This is a genomic window from Massilia sp. LXY-5 (assembly GCF_059801075.1).
Window position 1 is genome coordinate 1,083,469 of record NZ_JBNNEH010000002.1, and the last position, 19,797, is coordinate 1,103,265.

Below are 19,797 nucleotides of genomic sequence, written 5' to 3' on the forward strand. Positions count from 1 at the left end.
ATGAAGCTTAGCGAACCGGACGATTACATCGCGCGGATGAAGGCGCTCGTCGAGGAACTGAACCGCCACATCTACAACTACCACGTCCTTGACGCGCCGACGATTCCGGACGCCGAGTACGACCGCATGTTCCGCGAACTGCAGGCGCTGGAAGCGGCGCACCCGGAAGCAGTCTCGCCCGACACGCCCACCTCGCGCGTGGGCGCCGCCCCGATCCCCGAGTTCAGGCAGGTGACGCATGCGGTGCCGATGCTCTCGCTGAACAACGGTTTTGCCGATGAAGACGTCGACAATTTCGACCGCCGCGTCCGTGAAGGACTCGACAACGGCGAGGTCGCCTATGCCGCCGAGCTGAAATTCGACGGCCTGGCGATGAGCCTGCGCTACGAGAACGGCGTGTTCGTGCAGGCCGCCACCCGCGGCGACGGCTACACGGGCGAAGACGTCACCGCCAACATCCGCACCGTGCGCGTGATCCCGCTGCGCCTGCATGGCGACGACATCCCGCAGGTGCTGGAGGTGCGCGGCGAAGTCCTGATGTTCAAGGAAGACTTCGCGAAGCTGAACCAGCGCCAGCGCGACGCCGGCCAGAAGGAATTTGCCAATCCGCGCAACGCCGCCGCCGGCAGCCTGCGCCAGCTCGACGCCCGCATCACGGCCCAGCGCAAACTGCGCTTCTTCGCCTACGGTATCGGCCTGCTCGAAGGCGCGCCGATGCCCGAATCGCATTCGGCGGTGCTCGACTGGTTCGTCCGTCTCGGCCTGCCGGTGTCGAAGGAACGCGCGGTCGTCACGGGCCGCGATGGCCTGCTCGGCTACTACCGCAGCATCGGCGAGAAGCGTCCCGGCCTGCCCTACGAGATCGACGGCGTGGTCTACAAGGTCGACCGCCTGGCGGACCAGCGCGCGCTCGGTTTCGTGTCGCGTGCGCCGCGTTTCGCGCTGGCCCATAAATTCCCGGCCGAGGAAGCGCTGACGACGGTGTCCGCGATCGACGTGCAGGTCGGCCGCACCGGCGCGATCACCCCGGTGGCGCGGCTGGTGCCGGTGTCGGTCGGCGGCGTGACCGTCACCAACGCCACCCTGCACAACGAGGACGAGGTGCGCCGCAAGGACGTGCGCGTGGGCGACACGGTCGTCGTGCGCCGCGCCGGCGACGTGATTCCCGAGGTGCTGTCGGTGGTGCTCGAGCGCCGCCCGGTGCCGGAGCCGCCGATCTACACGCTGCCGGGCACCTGTCCGGTGTGCGGCTCGCACGTGGTGCGCGAAGAGGGCGAATCGGTGGCCCGCTGCTCGGGTGGCCTCAGTTGCGCGGCCCAGCGCAAGGAAGCGATCCGCCACTTCGCCGGCCGCCGCATGATGGACATCGAGGGCCTCGGCGACCGCTATATCGACAGCCTGGTCGAGTGCAGCCTGATCCACGGCGTGGCCGACCTGTACAAGCTGACCCTCGACGATTTGCTGAAGATGAAGCGCCTGGCGGACGAGCGCGACGGCAGCACTCCGGAGACGGTAAAACAGGGCAAAGTGCCGACCAAATGGGCCGACAACCTGCTCAATGCGATCGCCGCCAGCAAGCAGCCGCCGCTGGAACGCCTGCTGTTCGCGCTCGGCATCCGGCATGTGGGCGAATCGACGGCGAAAACCCTCGCCGACTGGCTGGGTTCGCTGGCGCTGGTGCGCCGCGCGCCCGCCGCCTTGCTGCGCGTGCTGCCGGATATCGGCGGCACCGTGGCCGAATCGATCGCCGACTTCTTCGCCGAACCGAAGAACCAGGCCGCACTCGACGCGCTGCTGGAAACCGGCGTGGCGCCGCAGGGCGAACACCCGCCGAAGGCCGCGTTGCGCGAGCGCCTGGACGAAGTGGAACTGCTGGCCGCGCTCGGCATTCCGAAACTGACCGAGCCGCGCGCGCGTCAGCTGCTGGCTGGACGCACGCTCGAGGACCTGGCCCATCTGCGCGTATTCAGCGTGTTCGGCTTGCCGGAAACGAATGTCGCCGCGCTGGAAGCCTGGATGGCGCAGCCGGGCAAGCGCGAGACCATTGTTGCCCTAGCCGACCTGCGCCGGGAACTGCTGGCGCAGCTGCCCGAGGAGTCGGACGCCCTTGATGCGGGCGCATTGTCCGGGCAGACTTTCGTCCTGACCGGGACACTGCCGACGATGTCGCGCGATGAAGCCGGCGCGCTGATCGAGGCTGCAGGTGGCAAGGTGTCCGGTTCGGTGTCGAAGAAGACCTCATATGTCGTCGCGGGCGCGGAGGCCGGCAGCAAGCTGGCCAAAGCCGAGTCGCTCGGCGTGACCGTGCTCGACGAAGCGGGCCTGCTGGCCCTGCTCGCCGGGGCGAACGCCACATGACAGAATACATAAACGAAGAGAGTACGAGATGAACAAGATTCGCAAGGCCGTCTTTCCCGTCGCAGGCCTGGGCAGCCGCTTCCTTCCCGCCACCAAGGCGCAGCCGAAAGAAATGCTGCCGATCGTCGACAAGCCGCTGATCCAGTACGCGGTCGAAGAGGCGGTCGCCGCCGGCATCACCGAAATGATCTTCATCACCGGCCGCAACAAGCGCGCCATCGAAGACCATTTCGATACCGCCTACGAGCTCGAAGCCGAGCTGGAAGCGGCCAACAAGCAGGCCCTGCTCGAGCTGGTGCGCGGGGTGATCCCGAAGAACGTCACCTGCATCTACATCCGCCAGTCGGCGCCCCTGGGCCTGGGCCACGCGGTGCTGTGCGCGCGGCCGGTGGTCGGCAACGAGCCCTTCGCCGTGCTGCTGGCCGACGACTTCATGGACACCAGGCCCGGCACCGCGCCGGTGCTGGCCCAGATGACCGAGGTCTACGGCTACGAGAACTGCAGCCTGCTGGCGGTACAGGACGTGCCGCGCGAGAACACGCGCCAGTACGGCATCGTCAGGGCCGAGTCCTACCGCAGCAATCTCGAACTGGTGTCGAGCATCGTCGAGAAGCCGCTGCCGGAAGAGGCGCCGTCGACGCTGGCGGTGGTCGGGCGCTATGTCCTGTCGGGCGCCATCTTCGAGCACCTGGAAAACCTGGGTGCCGGAAGCGGCGGCGAGATCCAGCTGACCGACGGCATCGCCGCCCTGATGCGCGCCGAACGCGTGCTCGCCTACCGTTACGAAGGACAGCGTTATGATTGCGGTTCGAAACTGGGCTACCTGCAGGCGATGGCCGCGATGGGGCTGAAGCACCCGGAAACCGCGGCCGGCTTCCGCAGCTTCCTGGCCCAGCTGGCGAAGGAGAACGGACATGGCGGTACGTGAGATTTTGAAGATGGGCGACGCGCGCTTGCTGCGCGTGGCCGAGCCCGTGACCGGGTTCGGCACGCCCGAGTTGGCGGCGCTGGTGGCCGACATGTTCGACACGATGCACGCGGCCAACGGCGCCGGCCTTGCAGCGCCCCAGATCGGCGTCAACCTGCAACTGGTGATCTTCGGCTTCAAGAACAACGTCCGCTATCCGGACGCGCCCCAGGTGCCGGAGACGGTACTGCTCAATCCCGTGCTGACGCCACTGTCGGACGAGATGGAAGAGGGCTTCGAAGGCTGCCTGTCGGTGCCGGGCCTGCGCGGCAGCGTGCCGCGCTACACGCGCCTGCGCTACGAAGGTGTCGACCAGTTCGGCAACCCGATCCGGGTCGACGCCGACGGGTTCCATGCGCGCGTGGTGCAGCACGAGGTCGACCATTTGCGCGGTATCCTGTATCCGATGCGGATCAGGGATTTTTCCCGCTTCGGCTTCACCGAAGTCATGTTCCCCGAACTCGACCCGGCAGCCGATGATTGAATCTGTTCGTATGATGACCGACCCTGGTGCGGCGCTGCCGCCGCAACTCGACGTGCGCGTCAGCGGCGACCTGCTGCTGGTGGAGGTACAGGGCGAGATGAACGAAGCGGTGCTGCGCGCATGCCAGCTGCGCGTAGTGGAACTGGCGCACGCGACCGGCCTGCGCCGGGTGCTGTACGACGCGCGTGCGATGATCGCGCCTGGAGCGAACATCGCCCTGATGCAGCAGAAGCTCGACGACCAGCTCGGCGGCATGAAGCTGCGCCGCGCGATCGTGGTGCCGGGCGCCAAACTCGCCTACCTGGCGCGCATCGCCTTCTTCGAGGGCGAGGACAGGGTGTTTTACGATGACCTCGACGCGGCAAAGGCCTGGCTGCGCGAAGGCGCCTGAGGCGGATGCGTAACCCGGCATGGGCTCTCCGGGCCCACACGTACGGGAAACCCTGGCTCAACCTTCCTTCGGATACGGACTCTTTCCACCCTCCGCGATGAAGCGGTCGATCCGGGCCGCCAGCACCGGCAGCGGCACCGATCCCAGCTGCAGCACGGTATCGTGGAAGGCCCGGATATCGAACTTGCTGCCCAGCGCCTTTTCCGCCTTCGCCCGCGCTTCCATGATCGCCATCTGCCCGAGGTAATAGGACAGTGCCTGGCCCGGCCAGGAGATGTAGCGGTCCACCTCGGTCGTCACCTCATGCTCGGACAGCGCCGTGTTCTCGCGCAAATAGGCCTGCGCCTGCTCGCGGGTCCAGCCCATCGCGTGGATGCCGGTGTCGACCACCAGGCGCGAAGCGCGCCAGGCCTGGTAGCTGAGCATGCCGAACACCTCGTACGGGGTCTCGTAGATGCCCATCTCGGTGCCCAGGCGCTCGGTGTACAGCGCCCAGCCTTCGCCGAAAGCGGATATGTAGGCGCGGCGGAAGGGCGGTACGCCTTTCTGTTCGAGCGCGACCGGCATCTGGAAGGCGTGGCCCGGCGCCGACTCGTGCAGGGTCAGGGCCGGCAGGCTGTAGAGGGCGCGCGCCGGCAGGTTGTAGGTGTTGACGAGGTAGACGCCGGGACCGCCGCGGCCGGCCGTGTAGTAGGGCGCCTGGTCGGGCGGTACCGGGCGGATCGCGAAGCGCTGGCGCGGCAGGTAGCCGAAGTACTGGCCGGCTTTCGCATCGAACTTCTTGGCGATCCAGGCGGCGCGCATCAGCAGTTCCTCGGGCGTCTTCGCATAGAACTGCGGGTCGGTGCGCAGAAACTGCAAAAAGGCGGGCAGGTCGCCCTTGAAGCCCGATTGTGCGATCGTCTCCATCATCTCGGCGCGGATCTTCGCCATTTCGGCCAGGCCGATGCGGTGGATGGCGTCGGCAGTCAGGTTCGTGGTCGTGAACTCGACGATCTTCGACTGGTAATAGGCTTTCCCGTCCGGCAGGCTTTCGGCGGCCAGGGCCACGCGCGCGCGCGGCATGTAGTCGGAGCGCATGAAGGCCAGCACGGACGCGTACGCGGGCTGGACCCCCGTACGGATCGCGGCCACGGCCTCGGCGCGCAGGGCGGCCTGCTCGGCGGCGGGAATCGCGGCCGGCATCGTCCTGAAGGGCGTGTAGAACACGGTGTCCTCGGGCGTGGCCTCGGCGACCGAGGCGAGCGCGGCGTCGCGCCCGGCCAGGGTGACGCGCGGCGGCGTGAAGCCGCGCGCCAGGCCGGCGCGCATGTTGTCCAGCTGCTCGTTGAAGTAGCGCGGCAGGTGCCTGATGCGGGCCAGGTAGTTGCGGTAGTCCTCGGCTTTGGCGAAGGGCTGGCGCGCGCCATAGGTGACGTCGGTCCAGAAGGCGCTGTCGGCATTGACCGGCTGCTCGTATTCGCGAAAGCGCAATTCCTCGACAAAGGCGGCGATCTGCGCGCGGTAGACCTGGTAGTTGATTTTCTCCGGCGCCGACAGCCGCGCAGGGTCGATCCCATCGAGCTGGCGCAGCACGCCTTGCCAGTGCGCCAGGCGCAGTGCCTGGGAGGCGGCGTCGACACGCTCGAAATCGGTTGCGACCTGGCCGCGTTCCGACTCGTCCCTTGCCAGGCGCTCCTTGATGCGCCATTGCCACTCGGCGCGGTGGATCGCCGCGAAGCGCGCGTCGTCCGCTGCGGATTGCTGCAATGCCGCCGGCACGGCAGGGGCGGCGCGTATGCCCGTGCACATCAAAAGTCCCGCCGCGCACAGGACGCCGGCCACGGTCTGTCTCATCATCTCCCGATCCTCGCAGTGAATTTTCTGCTTGGCATTATGTAGCAGCAGGAAGCAGGTCGCCAGAAACTTTCTACCGTGGCCAGTGCGCGCGTAGGAATTCACGCCGTCTCGATGTGAGAAGATAAAAATTGTCTGTATTGCCCTTATAATCATGCCTCGGCCCGCCACACGGCGTCCGGAAAACATAACAAACGACACCTGAACAGCGAGCATGGACCACAACGAAGGCCAGCGGCCACGGTTGCCCGACGATGCAGACAAGGCAAACAGCACCGGCACCGCGGCACTGGTGGCGCCGTGGCTGCTCCTGAGCGAACAGCTCACGCCGCTGATCGGCGAAAGCGGATTTTGCGCGCTGTTAGGCCGGGCGCTGCGCCTGTCGACAGCGCGCTTCGAGGGCCTGGGCAGCTACGAGAGTGCCCGCACGGTGGCCGGCTCGATGATGTCCCTGACCAGAACCCTGAACGAGATCGGGCCCGAGCATGCGGGCGCAGCCAATGGCGCCTTGCTCGACACTTTCACCACGCTGCTGGGTAGCCTGATCGGCGAAGCGCTAACGAAACAGCTGTTACACGTCGCACGAGCAGGCGCGGACGGGCAGAAGCATGGACAGGAGCAGATGTAAATGAGCGATAAAGTAGCCTTGGGGCTCTTGCAAACCGGTGTGCCGGGACTGGACACGCTTCTAGGCGGCGGACTTCCCGAGTTTTCGTTCAACCTCGTGGCCGGCCCGCCGGGCAGCGGCAAGACGACGCTGGCGCACCAGATGATGTTTGCCCTCGCGAACCCCGAACGGCGGGCCCTGTTCTTCACGGTGCTGGGCGAGCCGCCCCTGAAGATGCTGCGCTACCAGCAGCAGTTCTCGTTCTTCGACCTGCAGAAGGTCGGCCCCGCGATCCGTTACGTCAACCTCAGCGAAAGCCTGCGCACCGGGGACTTCTCCGGCGTGCTGGAGCGGATCATGGCCGAGGTCGAGGCCTTCTCGCCTTCGCTCGTCTTCGTCGATTCGTTCCGCTCGGTGGTGCAGACGGCGAAATCCGGCAACGAAGGCGTCGCCGACCTGCAATACTTCATCCAGGAGCTCGGCACGCGCATGACGAGCTGGCAGGCGACGACCTTCCTGATCGGCGAATACGCGAACTCCGACCCGGAAGCCAATCCGATCATGACGGTGGCCGACGGCATGCTGTCGCTGACCCAGGTGCACGAACAGAGCTCCGTGGTGCGCAAGATGCGTGTGGTCAAGATGCGCGGGCGCGCCCACCTGACCGGCTCGCACAATTTCCGCATCACCGACGACGGCCTGCGCGTCTATCCGCGCATCCTGCCGGCGCTGGCCAGCGACCGGTTGCCGGGCGGTCCGATCGACCGCGCGGCCGAGCGCATCTCGACCGGCGTCCCCGGACTCGACGGCTTGCTGCACGGCGGAATGCCGCAAGGTCACACGATGCTGCTGGCCGGGCCTACCGGTTCGGGCAAGACCATCATTGCCACCCGTTTCCTGCAGGAAGGCGCGCGCCGGGGCGAGAAGGGCGTCGCCCTGTATTTTGAAAAAGGCACGCCGCGATTGCGCAATGCCGAGCTGGCCGAACTGGTACAGAATGGCCACGTCGCCGTGGTCGAGAGCCGCCTGCTGGACCTGACGGTGGACGAGTTGATGGACGAACTCGTGCAGGCGCTCCAGCGCACCGGCGCCACGCGCCTGGTCATCGATTCACTGTCCGAGTTCAGCCTGTACATGGCGCCCGAATTCCACGCCGATTTGCGCCTGGCCGTGTTCCGCCTGCTGTCCACCGTCGCCAAGCAGGGCGTCAGCGCGATCGTGACGATCGGGCTGAACGATATCTTTACGGAGCTGCGTTTCGGCGAGGCGAACATTCCCTTCCTCACCGACGCGATCGTCGCGCTGCGCTACGCCGAAGTGGACGGCAGGCTGCAGAAATTCATGAGTGTCGTGAAGGTGCGTGGCTGCGATCACAGTACCGACCTGCGCGCCTACCGGATCACCGACGAAGGCCTGGAAGTGGACGAACTGCCGACCGAAGTCGCCGGGGTCCTTGGGGGCGGGGCGGCACGGGGCCTGGCGCCCACATGAGGAGAACAGGGAATGTATCACGACGACGAGACCGGATCGATGCAGCGTTCCCTTGATTCCATGGAAGCGCAGCTCCAGCCCGACGCCTATACCGGCGCTCTGCATCGCCACATCGCCAGCCTGGAGCAGGAAATCGCACGCCTGCGCACGGCCCTGAAAGGCAAGGAAGAGCTGGAGGCGAGCGTGGCGCGCCTGCGCGAGGCCAACGAACACCTGGTGCTGGCGGCCATCAACGAACAGGGCCTGCGCGACGACGCCGAAGCGGCCAACCGCCGCCAGAACGAATTCCTCGCCATGCTGGCGCACGAGCTGCGCAACCCCCTGGTGCCGATCAGCATGTCCTCGATGCTGCTGGAACGCTCGGCCAACGCCACCCCGCAGCTCCTGAATTTTTCCAAGGTCATCCGGCGCCAGGTCGACCACATGGCGGCCCTGCTCGACGACCTGCTCGACGCCGCCCGCATCAGCAGCGGCAAGATCACCCTGAACCTCGAACCCTTGTCGCTGTCCGCTACCATCGACCAGGCGCTGGAAACCGTGTTGCCGCGCATCGCCGAGCGCGGCCAGGTGTTCGAACTCGACCTGGCCAGCAAGGAACTGGGGGCCCGCGGCGACCGCGTGCGCCTGACCCAGGTGTTTACCAACCTGATCGGAAACGCCTCGAAATACACCGGCGACGGCGGGCGCATCGGGCTGCAGGTGCGCCGCGAAGGCGAGGAGATCGTCGCCGTCATCAGCGACAACGGCACCGGGATTGCGCCCGAAGTGCTGCCGCATATCTTCGACCTGTTCACCCAGGGACCGCGCTCGCTGGCGCGTTCCGAGGGCGGCCTGGGCGTCGGCCTGAACGTGGTGCGCAACCTGGTCACCATGCATGGCGGCACGATCAGGGCCGACAGCCCGGGCATCGGCCAGGGCAGCCGTTTCACGCTGCGCTTGCCGGCCTGCACGCTGCCCGAGCTGGCGCCCGACGCATCGGGACACGTCGTCGCGGCAAGCGGCGGCTGCCGCGTGCTGGTCATCGAGGACAATCCCGACGCCTGCGAAACCCTGAAAGCCTTCCTCGACATGGAAGGGCACCAGGTATCGGTGGCGCACGACGGCCAGGCGGGGCTGGACAGGTTGCTCGAACAGCCTTTCGATGTCGTGGTCTGCGACATCGGCCTGCCGGGCATGGACGGGCTGGAAGTGATGGCGCGGCTGCGCGCCTCGCAGGAGGGCGCACGCCCGGTGGCGATCGGCCTGTCGGGCTACGGCCAGGCCGAGGACCGTGCCCGCGCGACCGAGGCCGGCTTCGACCACTACCTGGTAAAACCGGTCAATCCGGACGCGCTGCTGGCGCTGGTCGCGGCGCGCGCCTAGCGCCTCGGCCGCTCAGCGCGGCAGGTCGATGCCGCTTATCCAGTTGCGCCAGTGCCGCCGCGCCTCGTCCTGGTAGCGGATCGCGGCCGCCATCAGGGTCTGCCTGGCCTGCGGCGCCATCAGTTCGGGCGGCAGCAAAGGATCGCGCACCAGCAGGCCGATGGCCTCGCGCCCGAGCAGCAGCGACTCGCGCAGGGCGCCGGTCGTCTCCTCCTGCCCCAGGACTTCGGCGTGGGCATCGAGCGCGGCGGCCATGGCCGTATATTGCCGGTGCAGGGCGTCCACCTTCCACAATCCCTTGACCCGCGCCTGCCGGGCCTCGTCGAGGCCGGTCAGCCGGAACAGCGTCGCCTGCGGCGACAGTCCCAGCTCCGCCAGGCGTGCGCGCAGCGCCGCTATCCCGCCTTCCAGGTTGTCGGGCCGCAGTTGCAGGCCCGGTTCGAACTCCGCGAAGCCGCGCAGCGCCAGCGCCAGGCAATGCCGGCGCCATGCGGTCTTTTCCGAACGCTGGACCAGGGTGTCGTGCACCGCCACCCAGTCGCCATTCCAGGCCGTCATGCTGCGTTCCTTGCTGCGCCATGTATCGACGTCGCGGAACAGGGGGCGCGGTGCGGCGCTGATCGCGTACACGCCGCGTGCGGGCTGGCCGATCTTGCCCTGTTCGCACAGGCGGTTCAGGGCAACCCGCACCGTCGCTTCATTGATGTCCATGATCACGCCGGCGCGGCACAGCGCAAACGAGGACAGCGGCGCCCCGTTCGCCATCAGCAGGTCGAGTATCAGTTCGGGCGCCTTCGGTTTGCGCCGCTCGATATTACAAATGGTGTCCATGGTTGCGTAATAAGGAAACAATTCTTAGTATCACCTCATTACTGCCAAGGACGCAATGAAGAACGTACTTTTTACGACCGATGGCGCGGTCTGCGCGATCACGATCAATCGTCCGGAATGCCGCAATGCGGTCGACGGCCCTACCGCCGCCGCGCTGCGTGCCGCCTTCGAACGTTTCGAAAGCGATCCGGCCCTGCGCGTTGCGGTGCTGTCCGGCGCGGGCGGCAATTTCTGCGCGGGCGCCGACCTGGGGGCCGTCGGCGATCCGGACTTGCGCAACGAACTCGACCCGGCCGGCGGCGGCAGCGGACCGATGGGGCCGACCCGCATGCAGCTGTCGAAGCCCCTGATCGCCGCCGTGGACGGCTACGCGGTCGCAGGCGGGCTCGAGCTCGCTTTGCTGGCTGACCTGCGCGTGGCCGACGAGGACGCGGTGTTCGGCGTGTTCTGCCGGCGCTGGGGCGTGCCCCTGATCGACGGCGGCACGGTGCGGCTGCCGCGCATCGTCGGCATGGGGCGCGCACTGGATATGATCCTGACCGGCCGGCCGGTCGGCGCAGCCGAGGCGCACGGCATGGGGCTGGTGAACTATGTCGCGCCACCCGGCAAGGCGCTCGACCAGGCCTGCGCGCTGGCGCACACGATCGCCGGCTTCCCCCAGGGATGCATGCTGGCCGACCGCCGCTCCGCCCATGACCAATGGGACCTGCCGCTGCCGGAGGCGCTGCGGCGCGAGGGCGCGCAGGGTACCCCCCTCGTTTTCGAGGAGGGCGTGGCGGGCGCTCGCCGGTTCGTCGAGGGCGCCGGACGCCACGGCAGCCCCGGCGCCTGAGGCAGGGCGCCATACCATCTCTTTTTTGCGGCATCCACACAACCTGGAGCGATCGATGAAGCAGGACATGCAACAAAGCCGGAAGGCGCAGGGCCCGACCTACCTCGAACTGATCCGGCGCGGGGCCGCGCAGCACGGGCCGCGCACCGCCATCGTCTTCGGCGAGCAGAGCCTGAGCTTCGCCGAGGTCGATGCCATCAGCAGCCAGCTGGCCCATGCGCTGCTCGGGCTGACCGCCCAGGGCAGCCGCATCGCGCTGCTGCTCAACAATGGCCTGTACAGCGTGCCGGTCGATTTCGCCTGCGTGAAGGCGGGCATGAACCGGGTGCCGCTGAACGCCCGCCTGTCGCTGGACGAACACCGGCGCATGCTGGAGGAGGCCGGCTGCACTTCACTGGTCTTCGGTCCTGGCCTGGCCGAGCGCGCCGCCGACCTGCGCGCCGCGCTGCCGGGCCTGCGCTGCTTCGGCATCGGCGCCGCCGGGGCCGATTCGCCCGATTTCCTGGAACACCTGGCATCCTTCCCCAGCACGCCGCCACGCATCAGGATCGGCCCCGACGACATCGTGCTGACCCTGTATACCTCGGGCACCACCGGCACCCTGAAGGCCGCCCAGCATACCCAGACCACCTACGCGGCCATCTGCCGCAACGTCCTGCTCAATCTGCTGCCCGCCACCCCGGACGACGTGATGCTGCATGCGGCTTCGCTGATCCACGCCAGCGGCGTGTTCGTGCTGCCGTTCTGGCTGCGCGGCGGCCGCACCGTGATCCTGCCCGGCTTCGAGCCCGGCCAGTTCCTGCGCGCCATCGCGCAGCACGGCGCCACCGCCATCAACCTGGTGCCGACCATGCTGCAGATGCTGTCCGAGCACCCGGAGTTCGGCGCGACCGACGTCGCCTCCCTGAAATACGTCATCTACGGCGCCTCGCCGATGCCGCGCCCGGTCATCGATCGCGCCATGGCGGCCTGGGGGCAGCACCGCTTCTGGCAGTACTACGGGCAGACCGAAGTGCCGCTGTGCCTGGCGGTCCTGCGGCCGGAGGACCACGTCGATGCGCTGCTCGATACCTGCGGACAGCCGGCCCTGGATGTCGAGATCCGGCTGCTCGACGCGGCCGGCAACGAGGTCGCACCCGGCATGCCCGGCGAGATCACCGTGCGCGCGCCGTCGGCGATCGGCGCCTATTACGCCGCTGCCGACCTGAACGAGGCCACCTTCATCGGCGACGGCTGGGTGCGCACGCGCGACATCGGCGAGTTCGACGAACGGGGTTACCTGCGCCTGAAGGACCGGACCTCCGACATGATCGTCACCGGCGGCTACAACGTCTACCCGAGCGAAGTCGAGAGTGCCCTGCTGACGCATCCGGCAGTACGCGAGTGCGCGGTGGTCGGGACGGCGGACGAGAAGTGGGTGGAAGCCGTCACGGCGGTGGTGGTGTTGCGGGCAGGGCATCAGCCCAGCGAAGAAGAGCTGATCGCCCACGTCGCCCGCACGCTCGCTTCCTACAAGAAGCCGCGCCGGGTCCTGTTCGCCGGCAGCCTGCCCAAGACCGCCGTCGGCAAGATGAACCGCAAGCAGCTGCGCGACGACTTGCGCGCAGGCTGAGCGGCGGCGCGCCTCAGGCCGTGGGTGCGCGTCACTGCGTCCGGTTTAGTTCGTAGACGGCGTGGGGGCGCTCGTACCAGGTCTCCTCGCCGCGGTAGCGCATCCCGAGCTTGCTCATCACCTTCGCAGAATTGGCGTTGTCGGGCCGGCAGACGGCGACCAGCAGCGGCGCATCGAGCGTCTCGAAAGCCCAGGCCGCCATCGCACGGGCGGCCTCCAGGGCCAGTCCTTGTCCCCATTTGTCCGGCACCAGGCGCCAGCCTAGTTCGAGCGGGTTGGCCGGATCGCGGCCCAGGTACTGGACGCAGCCGGCGCCGACCAGGCGCCCGCTCTCGACTTCGATGAAGGCCCACCAGGAAAAGCCGTACTGCGCCCAGCGGCCCTTGACCAGCTCGATCATGTGGCGGGTCTGTTCGGGCGTCTCCGGCGTGCCGCCGACGAAGCGCATGACCTCGGGCTGGCTGTTCATGGCCTGCAGGCCCTCGAAGTGCCGGTCGTCGATCGGTTCCAGGCGCAGGCGTTCGGTGCTCAGTATCGTCATGGGTCTCGTCCTGGCCGTTGGCAGATGCGCAGGGCGGGCATGCCCACGCGGTACACTACATGAAAAGGGCCGGCGAACCGGCCCTTCCTTATCGCTTACTGGTGCGAACTGTGCGTCGCCGTCAGGCGCCGCATCAGCGGCAGCACGGACAGGGCGATCAGCGTGCAGATCACGGCCGCGATGCCCAGCTTGTTGAACAGGCTGGTATAGATCGGCAGGGTCTGCAGCGGGTCGGTCATGCCTTGCGGGACGCTGGCGTAGTTCGCCACCACGCCGCCCAGGTATTGCGAGATCCCGGTCGCGACGAAATAGGCGCCCATCATGAAGCCGCCCATGCGCGCCGGCACATAGCGTGCCACCATCGCCAGGCCGAGGCCGGAAACCAGCAGCTCGCCCAGCGAATACAGGCCGTAGCCGGCGATCATGATCCACGACGAGGTCAGCCCGTTCACCGCGAACTGGCCGGCAAAACCATAGGTGAAGAAGCCTGCGGCCACCACCGTGAAACCGAGCGCGAACTTGCCGGCGATCGACAGGTCCTTGCCGGTGCGGCCGGCGCGGGTGTAGACCAGGGCCAGGACCGGGCTCAGCACCATGATCCAGATCGCGTTCAGCGCCTGGAACTGGGCCGGCGACCAGGTCCACAGGTGGGCGCCCAGCACATTGAATTCGAGGTCGACGTTACGCAGGGCGAACAGCGACAGCGAAGTCGACATCTGCTGGTAGAAGATGAAGAAGAACACGGTCTGCAGCGTCAGCACCAGGGCCGCGATCAGGCCGGCGCGCTCGCTCGGCTCGCTCTTGCGGATCAGGTGCACGAAGATGCCCAGCACCACGATGCCGGCCAGGTAGACGAAGACGCGGGCGATGCTCTGGTACTGCAGGATCACCGCCGACAGGCCGACCGCCAGCACGCCGCCGCCCAGCACCATCGCCAGCTTGCCCTTGTCGAGCGGGCGCTCGTCCGGCAGCGAGCCGACGTGGCGGATGGTGGCGCGCATCATCAGGAGCGTGAGGACGCCGATCACCAGTCCGACGCTGCACACGCCGTAGGCCACGTGCCAGCCGATTTCATTGCCGTGGGCGGCATTGAAATAGTCCTTGATGGCCGGCGTGGCCAGCATCGAGAAGGTCGAACCGACGTTCACCGCCATGTAGTACATGGTGAAGGCGCTGTCGATTTTCGAGTCGTCGCCTTCGTAGATCTTGCGCACCAGGTTGGCGGTGTTCGGCTTGAACAGGCCGTTGCCGACCACGATTACGCCCAGGGCGGAGAACAGGAACCAGGTATTCGTCGTCGGCACCGCCATCAGCGCGTAGCCGAGCGAGAGGATCATGGCGCCCAGCACCATGCAGCGCTTAGTGCCCAGCACCTTGTCGCCGATCCAGCCGCCGATGGCCGGTGCGACATAGATCAGCGCTGCGGCGGCGCCCCAGACCAGGTTGGCGCGGCTGTCTTCGAAGCCCATGCGCTGGACCATGAAGTACACGATCAGCGCCTGCATGCCGTAATAGCCGAAGCGTTCCCACAACTCGATCATCCAGACGGTCACGAAGGACCGGGTCTGGCTGTACGGGAGGATTTCCGTTTTCAAATTATCTCCTTGGTATATTGACTGTCGTTTCCAGCTCGTGACCGGAAGCAAGCCGTTGCATGCTACGCGAGGCGCATGGAAGATGCAATCGTGGCAGGAGCGGCGCTGGACGTTCAGTATTAACTCAACTGTGCGCGGGGTCCGTAGGGTGGGCACTTGTGCCCACGCGGTACACGGCTGGCATCTCGATATGCGTGCGTTGCACCGCGTGGGCTCGAGAGCCCACCCTACGCCCCTGCATCAGGCAACTGCCATCGATTCGTTTTCCATCAGAGCCGCGCACTGCGCCGCCGGCACCGGCCGACCGACGTAATACCCCTGGATCTCATCGCATCCGAAGGCCCGCAGCGCGTCCAGGTGCGCGATCGTCTCGACCCCTTCCGCCACCACTTTGAGGTTCAGGCTGTGCGCCAGGCTGATCACGGCCTTGGTGATGGCCGCGTCGTCGCTGTCGCCGGGCAGGTCGCGCACGAAAGTGCGGTCGATCTTGAGGGCGTCGAGCGGGAAGCGTTTCAGGTAGGCCAGGCTCGAATAGCCGGTGCCGAAATCGTCGACCGACAGGCGCATGCCCTGGCGTTTCAGGTCGGTGAGGATGCGCACCGCCGCTTCCGGGTCGAGCATCAGCATCGATTCGGTCAGCTCGAATTCGAGCAGGGACGGGTCGACCCCGGCCGCCTCGACGATGGCGCGCACGGTGTCGGGCAGGCCGGCGTGGCCGAGCTGGCGCGCCGACAGGTTGATCGCCACCGGCGGCACCGATGCCCAGGCGGACGACCAGGCGCCCAGCTGGCGGCACACCTCGGCGATCACCCATTCGCCCACCGGCAGGATCAGGCCCGTCTCCTCCAGGATCGAGATGAATTCGAAGGGCGCCACCAGGCCGCGCTCGGGATGGCGCCAGCGCAGCAGGGCCTCGAAGCCACTGATTTTGCCCATCCCGGCCCCGGTGGCGAGCTTCACCTTCGGCTGGTAGTGCAGCTCGAATTCGCCGCGCTCGAGCGCCAGGTGCAGCTGGTGTTCCGTCTGCAGGCGCAGCGCGGCGTTCGCGTTCATCTCGGCGAGATAGAACTGGTAGTTGTTGCGGCCGTTCTGCTTGGCCCCGTACATCGCCGTGTCCGCGCTCTTGAGCAGGGTGGCGGCATCCATGCCGTCGTCCGGGTAAGCCGCGATGCCGACGCTGGCCGAGACGTAGAGCTGCTGGCCCTGAAGCAGGAAGGGCTGCGCCAGCGCCTCGACGATGCGCCGGGCGATGGGCTCGGCTTCGCTGCTTGCGCCCAGCTGCGGCAGCACGACCGCGAATTCGTCGCCGCCCAGGCGGGCCACCACGTCCAGGGTGCGCACGCAGTCCTGCAGGCGGCGTCCGGCCTGGGCCAGCAGCTCGTCGCCGACGCTGTGGCCGAGCATGTCGTTGACGCTCTTGAAGCGGTCCAGGTCGATGAACATGACGCCGGCGCGGCGGCGGCTTTCGGCGGCGCCCGCGATGGCTTCTTCCAGGCAGAGTCCCAGGCGGTGGCGGTTCGGCAGGCCGGTCAGCGCGTCGAACTGGGCCAGGTAAGTCAGCCGGTTGCGCGCGTCTTCGCGCTCGACGGCGGTGGCGAGGATGTTGCCCAGGCCGTTCAGGAAGGCGTCCTCGTCTTCCTGGAAGGTGCGCGCCTCGGGCGCATACACGGCCAGCGCGCCGAACGGCCGGCCGGCGCAGACGACGACCGCGTCGATGCTGCTGCCGGCGTCCTCGAAGCCGAGCAGGCCCGTGGTCCAGCGCGTCAGCGTTTCCCCGGCCGCGCTGCCGGCAGGGCAGGGAAACGGTAGGGCGCGGGTGTTGGCGGGAAAGCCGCGCGAGGCCTGCAGGCAGGCGCTGCCCGCCTCGAGGTCGAAGGCGAACAGCGCCGCATGGCGCACGCCGAGGCCGTCGCAGGCAAGCCGCGCCGCCATCTCGAACAGTTCCACCAGCGGCCCGGCTTCGAGCGCCTTGCGCCCCAGGCGCGCGATCAGGCCCTGGCGCATCGCGTTGCGCACGATGGCGCTTTCGAATTCCTTGCGCTCGCTGATGTCGAAATCGATGCAGATGTATTTGTCGACGTTTTTCGCGGCGTCGAAGATCGGGACGATCGTGCGGTACCACTGGCGTTCGCCGCCTTCGCCCCGGAACGCGACCTCGCCGCGCCAGACCGTGGTGGCGGGCGACCAGCCGCCGCCGGCCAGCGCCAGCGCGCGGCCGACCAGTTGCTCGCGCGGGTAGCCGGACTGGCGCACGAACTCGTCGTTCACGGCCGTCACGAATCCTTCGCGGTCGACTTCGCTGACGATCGCAGCCTGGTCGAGCGCGCTCTTGTGCTGCACCAGGGAGTTCATCAGGGAGGCGATGCGCTGGCCGTATTCGTCGCGCATGCTGGCGGCGCTGCGGTTCATCGCCTTGATCGCCTCGCGGATCTCGAGCGGGGCATCGGGGCGGATCGGGGCAGCCGCGTCGTGGAAGCGCAGGTTGTCCAGGTTCCTCAGCCAGCGCGCGAGCAGGGCGCGCGCCACGGCCAGGCTGATGGCCAGCACGACGGCGGCCAGGCAGGCCGACTGCACCAGCAGCAGCCACAGTTGCGAGGCCAGCCGGCGCTCGTCGAAATGCAGGCGCAGCACGCCGTAATCCTTGCCGCCGGCGGCGACGACGCGGTTGACGTCATACAGTTCGCCGCCGACATGGGTCACCAGCCAGGCTGGCGCCGGGTAGAGCGAGGCATCGCGCCTGGCCTCGACGCGGATCACGCCGCCGTTCATGTCGATGAAGGCGGCGCTGGCGAAGGGCGACTGCAGCATCATCGTCGCCAGGGTGCGCTTGACGGTGTCGTAGTCGCCGATCAGGGCGCTGTCCTCGACCGCCTGGGCCGCCACCTCGACCAGGGTATTCGCGGCGTCCTGGGTTTCCTCGATGTGTTGCAGGTACTGGTGGCGATAGAACATGCCCATGCCGACCCCGCCGAATACCAGCATGCTGAGGGCGAACAGGATGAAGACGCGGCCGGCGAGCGAGCGCGGAAGCAGCCGCCAGGCCAGCCTCAGCATCGTGCGGCGGCGGATCACCGCAGTTCGGCCGGTGCGGCCTCGTAGAAGTGGCGGTAGGCCGCGTAGTCGGCATCGGTGGCGGGCACGAAACCGGCGGGTTTCGTCTCGTGGATCAGTGCCGAGGCGGCCTCGAGGACCTTACGGCCCTCCGGATCGCGCCCCATGCCGAGGAAAGCCTGCGCCACTGCCTGCACGTGGGCGGCCGGTACCCGATTCGAGGCCATCAGGGCCAGGTCGTTGAACGGGGCCGAACTCCACAGCACGCGAAAGGCCTTGTTTTCCCGGCCCGCGTAGTTCTGCACCAGCTGCGAATTGGCGCCGGCCGCTTTGGCCCGGCCGCTGAAGAGCTGGGTGAAGGCAGCGTCCATATTGCCGGCAAAGGCAACGTCGACCGGCACCTTGTCGCGCAACAGCTGGGCATACGTGATCTTGTAGGCGATCAGGGCTTCGGGCCCGGGAAAGACGACGGTGCTGCCGGCAAGCTCCGCTAGGCTGCGTACCGGCGAGTCGGCCGCCACCACGATCTGCGCCCGTACCGGCACCGCATCGCGCCGCCCGAACACGGTCCAGCCCATTTTGACGCGCTCGGGGCTGAACAGGTGGTTGGTGAAGGCGAAGTCGACTTCGCGGGTGAGAATGAAGCTGGTCGTGTCGGCCGAGGTGCGGCCGAGCTTCAGGTTCAGGCGCACGCCGCTCTTGTGCGAGACATAGCGCACGATCGGGTTCCAGAAGCTGGCCGAGATTTGCAGGTTGTACTGGTTGACGGGCGAGAAATTGTAGGCGGGGGCGTCCGCAGCCATGGCCGGAGAGCTCAGGACGACAGCAACGGACAGGGCATAGCGGGCCCGCAGGGACATGCGCATGATGGTGGAAATCAGGAGGCGAGCGCGATGGGCGCGATGGGCAGAGATTATACCGGAAATCGCTTGTTTAATGCCTTATTGCAACTTTTGGTGTTGTAAGCAGCGCTGTACTATCACCGCGTGGGTACAAATGCCCGGTGAGCCCGTCATTGAGCCATTGGGCTCAACGACTCCTGCGAACTGCTCGAGCCTACCAAGTTCAGAACTGCTCGTCCGCTGCCAGGTAGCGCCACTGGCCGACCGGCAGGTCGCCCAGCTTGACGCGCCCGATGCGCACGCGTTTCAGGCCGATCACCTTCAGGCCGACCATGTCGCACATGCGGCGGATCTGGCGCTTTTTACCCTCTTTCAGGGTAAAGCTGAGCTGGTCCTCGTTCTGCCAGCGCACCTTGGCCGGCAGCAGCGGCTTGCCGTCCATCCAGAGGCCGTGGTTCAGCTTCTTGAGGTCGGAATCGGGCAGCTTGCCCCCCTTGGTGTACTCGACGCGCACCAGGTATTCCTTGTCGACCGAGGTGGTCTCGCCGATCAGCTGCTTGGCGATGCGGCCGTCCTGGGTCAGTACCAGCAGGCCCACCGAGTCGATGTCGAGGCGGCCGGCCGGCACCAGCGAACGCAGCTGGGTCGGGTGGAACTGTTCCGGTGACGGATCGTCCGGCCAGCGGTTTTCCGGCTTGATCAGGGCGACGGCGGGCGTGTAGCCGTCTTCGGCCTGGCCCGATACGTAGCCGACCGGCTTGTTGATCAGGACCGTGACGCGCTTCGATTGCTCGGCCGCGGCCTGGCGCTCGACGGTGATGCGCTGGTTCGGAAGTACCTTGCTGCCCAGCTCCGAGACGACCTTGCCGTCGACCCGCACCCAGCCGCGCGCGATCCATTCATCGGCTTCGCGGCGCGAGCACAGGCCCAGTTCGGACATTCGTTTGGAGAGGCGGAGCGGTTCGGTCATCGGAAGCTATTAGTAAGTGAGATTGGT

The 19,797-nt window shown here is 67.2% G+C and carries 16 protein-coding genes; 9 read left to right on the top strand and 7 right to left on the bottom strand.

Going from position 1 to position 19,797, the window contains the following annotated elements; genetic code table 11:
• The 4 genes from ligA to ACI48I_RS08460 are packed head-to-tail and all read left to right on the top strand — an operon-like array spanning position 1 to position 4,200.
• Positions 1-2,358 carry an NAD-dependent DNA ligase LigA gene (ligA, locus tag ACI48I_RS08445; protein ID WP_498573890.1) on the top strand — a complete coding sequence of 786 codons (2,358 nt, stop codon included), beginning with the start codon at positions 1-3 and terminating at the stop codon, positions 2,356-2,358.
• A gap of 28 nt (positions 2,359-2,386) precedes the next feature.
• Positions 2,387-3,286: a UTP--glucose-1-phosphate uridylyltransferase GalU gene (galU, locus tag ACI48I_RS08450; RefSeq protein WP_193685449.1), complete on the top strand. Its 900-nt coding sequence runs from the start codon at positions 2,387-2,389 to the stop codon at positions 3,284-3,286.
• On the top strand, positions 3,273-3,809 hold the full coding sequence (gene def / locus ACI48I_RS08455; protein ID WP_193685450.1) for a peptide deformylase: 537 nt from the start codon (positions 3,273-3,275) through the stop codon (positions 3,807-3,809). The genes galU and def overlap by 14 nt, the downstream gene beginning before the upstream one ends.
• Before the next feature lie 10 nt (positions 3,810-3,819).
• Complete coding sequence (locus ACI48I_RS08460) at positions 3,820-4,200, top strand: SpoIIAA family protein (protein WP_193685451.1); 381 nt, start codon at positions 3,820-3,822, stop codon at positions 4,198-4,200.
• Positions 4,201-4,257: 57 nt separating this feature from the next.
• Here the strand turns inward: ACI48I_RS08460 and ACI48I_RS08465 are convergent, their stop codons facing one another.
• Positions 4,258-6,039, bottom strand: coding sequence for a DUF885 domain-containing protein (locus ACI48I_RS08465; RefSeq protein ID WP_498573891.1), 1,782 nt, complete (start codon positions 6,037-6,039; stop codon positions 4,258-4,260).
• Positions 6,040-6,250: 211 nt separating this feature from the next.
• Here ACI48I_RS08465 and ACI48I_RS08470 point away from each other — a divergent pair, with 211 nt between their 5' ends.
• From ACI48I_RS08470 to ACI48I_RS08480, 3 genes are read left to right on the top strand one after another with little or no spacing between them, the layout of a single operon-like run.
• A complete protein-coding gene (locus ACI48I_RS08470; protein ID WP_498573892.1) occupies positions 6,251-6,664 on the top strand; it encodes a hypothetical protein in 414 nt (137 codons plus the stop codon).
• Positions 6,665-8,134, top strand: a complete 1,470-nt coding sequence (locus ACI48I_RS08475; RefSeq protein ID WP_498573893.1) for a DUF7125 family protein — start codon at positions 6,665-6,667, stop codon at positions 8,132-8,134.
• 12 nt (positions 8,135-8,146) lie between these two features.
• Positions 8,147-9,496 (top strand): hybrid sensor histidine kinase/response regulator, encoded by a 1,350-nt coding sequence (locus ACI48I_RS08480; RefSeq protein WP_498573894.1) that lies wholly within the window; start codon positions 8,147-8,149, stop codon positions 9,494-9,496.
• A 12-nt stretch (positions 9,497-9,508) separates the two neighbouring features.
• Here the strand turns inward: ACI48I_RS08480 and ACI48I_RS08485 are convergent, their stop codons facing one another.
• A complete protein-coding gene (locus tag ACI48I_RS08485; RefSeq protein WP_498573895.1) occupies positions 9,509-10,327 on the bottom strand; it encodes a PaaX family transcriptional regulator C-terminal domain-containing protein in 819 nt (272 codons plus the stop codon).
• 55 nt (positions 10,328-10,382) lie between these two features.
• On the opposite strand from ACI48I_RS08485, the gene ACI48I_RS08490 reads away from it, so the two are divergent.
• Both ACI48I_RS08490 and ACI48I_RS08495 read left to right on the top strand, forming a co-directional pair.
• Positions 10,383-11,159 carry a crotonase/enoyl-CoA hydratase family protein gene (locus ACI48I_RS08490; RefSeq protein ID WP_193685457.1) on the top strand — a complete coding sequence of 259 codons (777 nt, stop codon included), beginning with the start codon at positions 10,383-10,385 and terminating at the stop codon, positions 11,157-11,159.
• Positions 11,160-11,226: 67 nt separating this feature from the next.
• A complete protein-coding gene (locus ACI48I_RS08495; RefSeq protein WP_193685458.1) occupies positions 11,227-12,771 on the top strand; it encodes an AMP-binding protein in 1,545 nt (514 codons plus the stop codon).
• 31 nt (positions 12,772-12,802) lie between these two features.
• Here the strand turns inward: ACI48I_RS08495 and ACI48I_RS08500 are convergent, their stop codons facing one another.
• From ACI48I_RS08500 to ACI48I_RS08520, 5 genes are all read right to left on the bottom strand, one after another.
• Positions 12,803-13,312 (bottom strand): GNAT family N-acetyltransferase, encoded by a 510-nt coding sequence (locus ACI48I_RS08500; RefSeq protein WP_498573896.1) that lies wholly within the window; start codon positions 13,310-13,312, stop codon positions 12,803-12,805.
• Between the two features lie 95 nt (positions 13,313-13,407).
• Positions 13,408-14,907, bottom strand: a complete 1,500-nt coding sequence (locus ACI48I_RS08505; RefSeq protein WP_227496436.1) for a peptide MFS transporter — start codon at positions 14,905-14,907, stop codon at positions 13,408-13,410.
• Between the two features lie 240 nt (positions 14,908-15,147).
• Positions 15,148-17,979, bottom strand: coding sequence for a putative bifunctional diguanylate cyclase/phosphodiesterase (locus ACI48I_RS08510; protein ID WP_498573897.1), 2,832 nt, complete (start codon positions 17,977-17,979; stop codon positions 15,148-15,150).
• Positions 17,976-18,818 carry a phosphate/phosphite/phosphonate ABC transporter substrate-binding protein gene (locus ACI48I_RS08515; protein ID WP_498573898.1) on the bottom strand — a complete coding sequence of 281 codons (843 nt, stop codon included), beginning with the start codon at positions 18,816-18,818 and terminating at the stop codon, positions 17,976-17,978. The genes ACI48I_RS08510 and ACI48I_RS08515 overlap by 4 nt, the downstream gene beginning before the upstream one ends.
• Before the next feature lie 205 nt (positions 18,819-19,023).
• Positions 19,024-19,770 (bottom strand): pseudouridine synthase, encoded by a 747-nt coding sequence (locus ACI48I_RS08520; protein WP_193685461.1) that lies wholly within the window; start codon positions 19,768-19,770, stop codon positions 19,024-19,026.
• Between the last annotated feature and the right edge of the window lie 27 nt (positions 19,771-19,797).